The sequence below is a fragment of the Streptomyces sp. NPDC007901 genome, assembly GCF_042959465.1.
Classification (GTDB): domain Bacteria; phylum Actinomycetota; class Actinomycetes; order Streptomycetales; family Streptomycetaceae; genus Streptomyces.
In genome coordinates this window covers 69,499-78,130 of sequence record NZ_JBIBKW010000032.1, presented here as the reverse complement: position 1 = coordinate 78,130, position 8,632 = coordinate 69,499, and the positions used below count along the sequence as shown (strand labels likewise).

The 8,632-nt window shown below is 68.2% G+C and carries 5 protein-coding genes; 3 read left to right on the top strand and 2 right to left on the bottom strand.

Annotated features, from left to right (window positions below; translation table 11 throughout):
- Window positions 1–343: 343 nt before the first annotated feature.
- Window positions 344–1,543, bottom strand: coding sequence for a cytochrome P450 (locus tag ACFZDK_RS50875; RefSeq protein ID WP_390984863.1), 1,200 nt, complete (start codon window positions 1,541–1,543; stop codon window positions 344–346).
- A 756-nt stretch (window positions 1,544–2,299) separates the two neighbouring features.
- Between ACFZDK_RS50875 and ACFZDK_RS50870 the strand changes: the two genes are divergently transcribed.
- From ACFZDK_RS50870 to ACFZDK_RS50860, 3 genes are all read left to right on the top strand, one after another.
- A complete protein-coding gene (locus tag ACFZDK_RS50870) occupies window positions 2,300–4,552 on the top strand; it encodes an MMPL family transporter (protein WP_390984860.1) in 2,253 nt (750 codons plus the stop codon).
- 132 nt (window positions 4,553–4,684) lie between these two features.
- On the top strand, window positions 4,685–5,905 hold the full coding sequence (locus ACFZDK_RS50865; RefSeq protein WP_390984857.1) for a histidine kinase: 1,221 nt from the start codon (window positions 4,685–4,687) through the stop codon (window positions 5,903–5,905).
- Window positions 5,902–6,579 (top strand): response regulator, encoded by a 678-nt coding sequence (locus tag ACFZDK_RS50860; protein ID WP_390049907.1) that lies wholly within the window; start codon window positions 5,902–5,904, stop codon window positions 6,577–6,579. The genes ACFZDK_RS50865 and ACFZDK_RS50860 overlap by 4 nt, the downstream gene beginning before the upstream one ends.
- A 468-nt stretch (window positions 6,580–7,047) precedes the next feature.
- Here ACFZDK_RS50860 and ACFZDK_RS50855 read toward each other — a convergent pair whose 3' ends face one another.
- A complete protein-coding gene (locus tag ACFZDK_RS50855; RefSeq protein ID WP_390984854.1) occupies window positions 7,048–8,382 on the bottom strand; it encodes an aminomethyl transferase family protein in 1,335 nt (444 codons plus the stop codon).
- Window positions 8,383–8,632: the final 250 nt, after the last annotated feature.

The following is an 8,632-nucleotide window of genomic DNA, read 5'->3' as shown; positions in this document are numbered from 1 at the left end:
GTGAGCACCGCTATGCGGAGGAGCACGTGGTGCAGGAAGCGGCATTCGCAGCCCTGGCGAAGGAGGCCTGATGCCACGGTGCAAGGCGTGGATCCGGTTACCGGTACCCGCACCCTGAACAACCGACGCGAATGGCTGCATGCCCATCTCGACGCGGGGAGCCCCCTTCAACGCCATCTCGATCGACGACGCCCGAGCGGTGTACCCGCCTGAACGGTCGGGCCTTCCACGTGTTGGCGGATCGCTGCATCCAGTGGCGTCGTCGCTGTCGCAGGTGAGCCCGGCCAGGACGGCGGGGACGTACTCGGAGCCGGTGCCGGGGTGGGTCCAGCCGCACCCCGGATCACCAGGTCACTCGTAGCGATTTCACCCCATAAAAGAGACTGGACACCAGGAACTCGGGGTCGGCGTCCGGCTCGGCGAGCGCGAGGTCGGGGAAGCGCTTGAGCAGGGCCGGGAACGCGATGCGCATCTCCATCCGCGCCAGCGGCGCCCCGAGGCAGTGGTGCACGCCGTGACCGAAGGCGACATGGCCGGGGGCACCCCGGGTGATGTCAAGGGTGTCCGGATCCTCGGTGAAGGCAGGGTCACGGTTGGCGGCGGGCAGCGAGGGAATCACCAGCGAGCCTTCGGGAATGGTGTGCCCGGCGATCTCCACGTCGGTCGTGGCCAGGCGCGGCGGCAGCGAGTGCGCAATGGTCAGCCAGCGCAGCAACTCCTCGACGGCAGGCTCGGCCCGCGCCGGATCCCGGCGGATCATGGCGAGCTGATCCGGGTGCCGCAGCAGGGCAAGCGTCCCCAGACCCAGCATGTTCGTGGTGGTCTCGTGCCCGGCCTGCAACAGCAGGATCCCGATGCCGACCAGCTCATCGCTGCTCAGGTCGTCGCCGTGCTCCCGTACCAGCATCCCCAGCATGTCCTCGCCCGGCTCCGCCTGCGCGCGGGCGACCAGACTCGACATGTACTCGCGGTTCTCCCGCTGCGCCGCGGCCCGCTCCTCGTCCGGCAACGACACGTCCGAAAAGCGGGCGGCACGGTCCTGGAACTCGGCGCGGTCGGCGTAAGGAACGCCCAGCAACTCGCAGATCGCCAGCGACGGCACCGGTGACGCGAAGTTCGGCACCAGGTCCGCCGGTTTCCCGGCCCGCTCGAGATCGTCCAGCGCCGCCTCGACGATCTCCACGATCCGCGGCTCCAGCCTGCGCATCCGGCGGACCGTGAACTCCGGCGTGAGCATGCGCCGCAACCGAGTGTGCTCCGGCGGGTCGAACGCGATCATGAACCCGGCCCGCATCCGAGCCCGCTCTTCCTCGCTCACCGCACCCTGGCCGAACTGCGCGGCCGGGCTGCGTGCGCTGCTGAACCGGACCGGATCCGACAGCATCGTGCGAATGTCCTCGTGGCGGCAGATCACGTACGCCGGCACGCCGAACGGCGTCATCAGTCGCACCACACCCTCGTCCTCCCGCGCCCGGGCCAGCTCCCCGGCCGGGCCGAACCCGTCCCGCCGCATGTACAGCGGCAACTCCGGTGCTTCCGTCATCGACTGCCCACCCATCCGTGATTTTGTGAGACATCTCCGTCCCAGCTCGCCGACGCATCGTTGTGCCCAGCCTTTGAACAAGCCGCCGCGCCACCGACGCCGGGCGGTTCATAGTGGGCGTGCACTCACGCTGTGTCGTCGTCGGCGGGGCGGCTTCGCACGACCGGTCTCAAGCCGACAACAAGAATTCGTAGGCCTGGATGGCTCGAAGCATGCTCCCGACGGATATGCCCCTCAAGATTGACGTGTTGCCATTGACACGCCAGTCGCCAGTCGCCAGTTGCTGCGCTGCCTGGGCCCCGAGCCCCCATGACGGGGTGTCTGGACGGAGGAACCAACCCAGCAGCCAGTTGGGCGCTACCTCCAAACCCGGTCCTTTGGGACCAGGTCAAGTTGACTACGGGCGGCCCGACCCGTTCGTCGGAACTGCTCAGCGGGGCCGGCCCCGGACCCCACTCGCCTGCCATCGTGATCGCCGCCTCCGACGTACCTCGGTCGTCAGCCCTGTCCACGCGAACCATGTCCTCCTCAAGCAGTATGTGAGCCTCGCCGGACGGGCGGGATCTCCTCCAGCGGCAGTACCGCGATTGCGTGCCGAGCGACGATGCCGATGAGCGGCCGCTGCACGAAGGATGGCTCCACGCATCCCGCCTCCGCGCAGGCGGTGGACTGCTTCCACGCTGTCCCGGTGGCCTGCCGTGCCTTGCGGCCCTGCACGTCGCCCACTGCTGAGATCCAGACTGGAGAGCCCCCTTCGTGGCCATGTTTCTCTATCGACTGGGCCGAGTGTCGTTCCACAAACGACACTGGTTTCTGTTGCTCTGGGCGGCGGTACTCGCCGTCGCCGTCTTCGGCGCGGTCAAGGCCCCGGCCGCGCCCGAGCAATCCATGTCCCTTCCCGGAACCGAGTCCCAGAAGGCCTACGACCTCCTGGACCAGCGCTTCCCGAACAGCGGGAGCTCCAACGGGGCCACCGCACGGCTCGTCTTCGTCGCGCCGCACGGGCAGAAGATCACCGCGGCCGGAAACAAGGCCGCGATTGAACACACGGTGCGCGAGATTGCCGACGGCAGCCAGGTGAAGAGCGCCCTCGATCCCTTCACGACGCATTCCGTGAGCAAGGACGGCACCACCGCGTACGCCGTCATCAACTACGCGAAGGCGAACAGCGACCTCACCGACGCCACGACCTCCGCGCTCAAGGGCGCGGCGCAGGACGCCCGTGACGCCGGTCTGACCGTGGAGATCGGCGGCGACGCCTTGTCGCAGATGGCGACCCCCGGCAGCACCGAGGGGATCGGCGTCGCCGTCGCGGCGGTCGTCCTGCTGATCACCTTCGGGTCCGTCGTGGCAGCGGGCCTACCGCTGATCACCGCGCTGCTCGGCATCGGTACGGGCGTCGCCGTCATCACGGCGGTCGCCAGCACCATCGGCTTCTCGTCCACGACCACCACGCTGGCGCTGATGATCGGGCTCGCGGTCGGCATCGACTACGCCCTGTTCATCCTCTCCCGTTACCGATCCGAACGGGCGGAAGGGAGGGATCCGCAGGAAGCCGCCGGGAGGGCCGTCGGCACGGCGGGCTCCGCCGTGGTCTTCGCCGGCCTCACCGTGATCATCGCCCTCGTCGGCCTGTCCGTCGTCGGTCTGTCGTTCCTCACCAAGATGGGTCTGGCAGCCGCGTTCACGGTTCTGGTCGCGGTGCTGATCGCCCTGACACTCCTGCCCGCGCTGATCGGGTACGCCCCGAACGCCGTGCTGCCCCGGTCCGTGCGCAAGAAGGCCGAGAAGGACAAGGGGAGCGAGTCGGGCCGGACTCCCGCGGACGGGGCCCGCACGCCGGAGAAGCCGAGCCCGAGCACACGCTGGGCTCGCTTCGTGATCCGCCGGCCCCTGCTCGTGCTCCTGTTCGGTGTGGTGGCTCTGGGTACCTGTGCGGTGCCGGCGCTCGATCTCCAACTGGGAAATCCGGGCGACGAGTCGAAGCCCACGTCCACCACCGAGCGCCGTGCCTACGACGACCTGTCCAACGCCTTCGGCCCCGGCTTCAACGGTCCGCTCACCATCGTCGTGGACGCCAGGAACTCCGACGACCCCAAGGCCGCGGCCACAACCGTCGCCGACGATCTCAAGGCGACGCACGGCGTCGTCAGCGTGACCGAGCCCAGGTTCAACAAGGCGGGCGACACGGCCATGTTCACGGCCACCCCGTCGACCGCTCCCAGCAGCACCAAGACCAAGAACCTCGTGCACACCATCCGGGACGAGGCCGACGACATCAAGGCCTCCACCGGCGCGGACATGCTGGTCAGCGGCTCCACCGCCGTGAACATCGACATGGCCGACAAGGTCACCGGCGCGATCCTGCCCTACCTGGCAGTGGTCGTCGGGCTGGCCTTCCTGCTCCTGATGGTGGTCTTCCGTTCGGTCCTCGTTCCCCTGAAGGCGGCGCTCGGCTTCGTGCTGTCGGTGTGCGCGGCATTCGGCGTGATCGTGGCGGTCTTCCAGTGGGGCTGGCTCGCCGACCTGCTCGGCGTGCAGACCGTGGGACCGATCTCCAGCATGATGCCGATCTTCCTGATCGGCGTGGTCTTCGGCCTGGCCATGGACTACGAGGTCTTCCTCGTCACGCGCATGCGCGAGGCATACGTCCACGGCGAGCGGCCCGGACAGGCGATCATCACCGGGCTCCGGCACAGCGGCAGGATCGTCGTGGCCGCGGCCGTGATCATGATGTCGGTCTTCGCCGGTTTCATCGGGCTGAGCGATTCGACGATCAAGATGGCGGGGCTCGGTCTCGCCTCGGCCGTCTTCTTCGACGCGTTCCTGGTGCGCATGACCGTCGTCCCGGCGCTGCTCGCGCTCCTCGGGGACAAGGCCTGGTGGCTGCCGGGCTGGCTGGGGAAGGTCCTGCCGAACGTGGACGTCGAGGGTGAGAAGCTGAACCGCCTCAAGCCGGTTCCGGCCGCCGCGATCCATGAGGCCGAGCAGGAGCCGGGCCGCGTCTGACCGACTGGTTGGGAACGGAGCGGTGGGCCGCCCTCGAGTAAAGGGCGGCCTGCCGCTCCCGCTCGGAGACGCGGTTGAGAACGTGCATGCCGGTGAGCAGGGAACACAAGGGACACGGTGGAGAGACGCATCATGATCAGTGACTGGGGGAGCACCTCCCGCCGCCACCGACATGTGACGGACGGTGCCCTGGCCGTGGCCACCTTCGCTCTGGGGATCCTGGGGAGCGCCGTACCCCCCGAGCACCCCACATATCTGCACGTGCCCGACACGTTCGCGGTGGTGGTCAGCGCCCTGGGGTCCGCGTCCTTGCTCCTGTACCGCGATCGTCCGCGGCTGACGACGGGGCTCACCACGGTGTGCGCGCTGTCTCTGGCACTCGCAGGTGAGCAGCTCAACCCCCTCATCCAGGCACCGTGTCTGGCGGCGCTCTTTCTCCTCGCGCTCCGCACCGATCGACGTACGGCCCGTATCGGAGCAGGCGCGACCACTGCGACGGTGCTTGCGGCTTCGATGGTCCACGGCCCCGTATTCCCCTGGGAGATCTTCATCATCGGGCTGATCTCGTGGACGCTGCTGCCCGCGGCCATGGGAGACGCCATGCGCAGCAACACCGAGTACCTCGCCGCCGCCGAGGCCCGGGCCGAACTCGCCGAGCACACACGGGAGGAGGAGGCGCTGCGCCGGGTGACCGAGGAACGCATCCGGATGGCCAGGGAGCTCCACGACGTCGTCGCCCACCACATCGCGCTCGCCGCCACGCAGGCACGTACGGTCACGTACCTCATGCGGCACCACCCGGAGCGCGCGCCGGAGATGATGGAGAATCTGTGCGACTCCACCGACGAAGCGCTGCGAGAACTCCGAGCGACCGTCGGCCTGCTGCGCCAGCGCGGTGACACCGACTCCCCACGAGAACCGGCCCCCGGACTCGCCCAGCTTCCGGACCTGCTGCGATCCTTCGAGCGCGCGGGCCTGAGTGTGGAGGTCACCACGGAGGGGGAAGCGCAGCCGTTGTCGCCCGGTGTGGATCTGACCGCCTACCGGATCATCCAGGAAGCGCTGACCAACGTCACCAAGCACGCCGACACCGCCGGCGCCAGGGTGCATCTCGCGTACGCCCGACGCTGGGTGACGATCACCGTCGTCGACGAGGGCAGCCCCGGCCTCCCCGCATCCCCGCCCGGCCGCGTGTCAGGCTACGGGCTGATCGGCATGCGGGAACGCGCACAGTCCGTCGGCGGCCGGCTGCAGGCCGGGCCCAGGGAGGAGGGCGGCTTCACGGTCACGCTCGGACTGCCGATGCGCAGGACGGCACAGCACCCGAGCTCCGAGGAGGTACCTCAGCAGTGACTATTCGCGTACTGCTCGCCGACGACCAGGCCCTTGTCGTCGGCACGTTCCGCATGCTGATCGATCTGCAGGAGGACTTCGACGTCGTAGGGGTCGCGGCCAACGGCCAAGAGGCCGTCGACCTGGCCCGCGCGACCCGCCCCGATGTCGTGGTGATGGACATCCGCATGCCGGTGCTGGACGGGTTGGCGGCGACGGCCGAGATCTGCTCGGACGTGTCACTGCGTACCACGAAGGTCCTCGTGCTCACCACCTTCGAGACCGACGAGTACGTCGCCGAGGCCATCCGCGCGGGGGCGTCCGGATTCGTTGGTAAGGGCATCGGACCGGAGGAACTCCTCGCGGGCATCAAGACGGTGGCCGGCGGGGACGCGCTACTGTCGCCCGCCGCCACTCGAACACTGATCTCCCACTTCCTCGCCGCGCCCGGGGCCACGGGACCCACCGTTCGTGGCGCGGATGCGCTTCCCGAACTCACCGCGCGCGAACGGGAGGTGGTCGCCGAGGTGGCGGGTGGCCTGTCAAACGACGAAATCGCGGAGAAGCTCTACGTGAGCCCGCTGACCGTCCGCAGCCACGTCCAGCGCGCCATCATGAAGCTCGACGTGAGAGACCGGGCCCAGCTCGTGGTCCGGGCTTACCAGTCCGGTCTGGTTCAGGCCAGCCGCGAGTAGAGCCTGAGCGGACGGCCATGCCACTGGCACGGCTCGTGCGCGTGTGAGTACTCGGCCGTGGATCGTGGCCTATGGCCTATGGCCTATGGGCGTTGGTCGGGCCGCCGCCGGCGCCCTTGCAGGGAAGTCGAGATCCGCATGTCGTAGTTCGCGGATGCACCTAAGTTCAGGTGATCGTGGGCGGCGCGGCGCCGGTAAAAGGGCCAGTCGACGGTGGGGGTGCCGGACAGGCGCAGCAAACGTCATGGGGCCGGCGCCGTCCATGCGTACGCCCGACTGCACGTACGTGGAATCATCGACGCCACGACGGCGACCGCGAGTCCGTTCTCGACCGCATGGGCTTCCGCCGCCTCGACGACGCGCTTCGCGTCTTCGAGGGAAAGCGTCAACTTCTGTTGCATGTGCTCATGGACCTTTCGGTGGTTGAACGCCTGACACGATGACGCAGCCTGTCTGGTCCCGGACGACTCAGTCGTTCGCGCGATACCGGGTGCGGGCGTACTCGTTGCACGGGGCGGGCTGCACGGTCGCCTTGATGCGTTCGAAACCCAGCTCGGCCTCGGGAGCGGTGTCAGGGCCGGGGTGCTCACCCCACACGAACGTCACCTCCGTGCCGGGCACGGCGTACTTCTTGTCGACCAGCGCCACCGCCAGGGCGGTTCCGAGTGGGGCGATGTGGCCGGTGTTGCAGGCCATTCCGACAACCTCGTCGTCCGCCTCCACGCGGTAGCGGGACTGCGTCGCCAGGAACCCCGGCTCGGCACCCCACACCCGGTGCACGTCGACCTTGTCGAAGACCAGCGTGACGCGCTCGCGCGCCACGTCGTGCTGGGCCTCTTCCAGAGCACGGCGGCCCACGAAGTCATGTCCGAACGAAATCAGCCTGCCGTACCCCAGCTCGTAGGGGGTCGCGTAGTAGTCCTCGATGTTCTCCGAGAAGAAGCTGCCTCGAAGCGGATTCAGCCCCTCGAAGGACATCGCTGGGAGCGACTCGCGGTACTTCCGCAGCCCCGGTGCGCTGTAGATGCCGGCGACCGGCATCGGTATCCAGCCGCTCTCCAAGGCGTTCGTCGAGTAGGCCAGCGCGCCCACCTGGACGAGGCCGAACGACTCACCGGCCTCGAGCAGCGCCTCCTTGACGAACTCGCCGTCCTTCCACAGGCCGATGAACTCGTAGCCGGGCTGCCCGGTCATGCCGTGCCGCAACGCCTTGAAGGTGCGGCCGCCGAGCGTGACAGGGGTCGCGTGGAAGAACTTCGTCTTGGGCAACGGTCCGCCGAAGACCCGCGCGACCAGGTCCAAGGCGTGTGGCCCCTGGAGCTGGTACCGGAACAGGACCGGATCCGCACCGCGGCGCGTCATCGAGTTCGGGTCGTGCGAGAACGAGACGTCGTAGTCACCGGTCGCACCGTGGTGCCTGATCCACGACAGCGAGTAGGGCACCCCGCTCATCGTGAACTTCTCCGCACCGTCACGGCTCAGGATGGCATCACCGACCAGGTATCCGTCGTCGGTGACCACGATGATCTGTTTCGCCTGGCCGATCGCGAAGCTGGCGTAATCGTTCGCGCTGTGCTCCGAGAGGAGCCGGTGTGCGTCGGGGCCTTCGATGAAGAGGTCGTCCATGTGATGGCACAGATCGGAAAGGGCCACGGTCTCGTACGCCGCCGCCTGTTCCTCGCGCCATCCCCGGAACTCGGCCGGCACCACCGGAGGCAACCATTGCGGCGCGTTCGGCTTCCAGAGCAGCCGGACGGGAGAACCGGCTCGGTCAATGGCTTCCTGCAGGGTCGGGACTGCCATGTGTGTACCCCTTGTCCAAGGCTTCGGGCAGTGAGCGACTACTCGCGATCGCGCCTGCGTATGACGATGCCGTCGGCACGGTGAAGTCGGCGGTGGTCGGCTGACACCCGGGCCAGGCAGGCTCTCGGAAGGTGCCTCCAGCGGTCATCGACTGCATCGTCGGCGCCTCCTTCATGCGACCAAGCCCATGTGTGACGCACTGGCAACACGATTGCCAACTATCTATGCGACAGTCACAGACTCGATATGG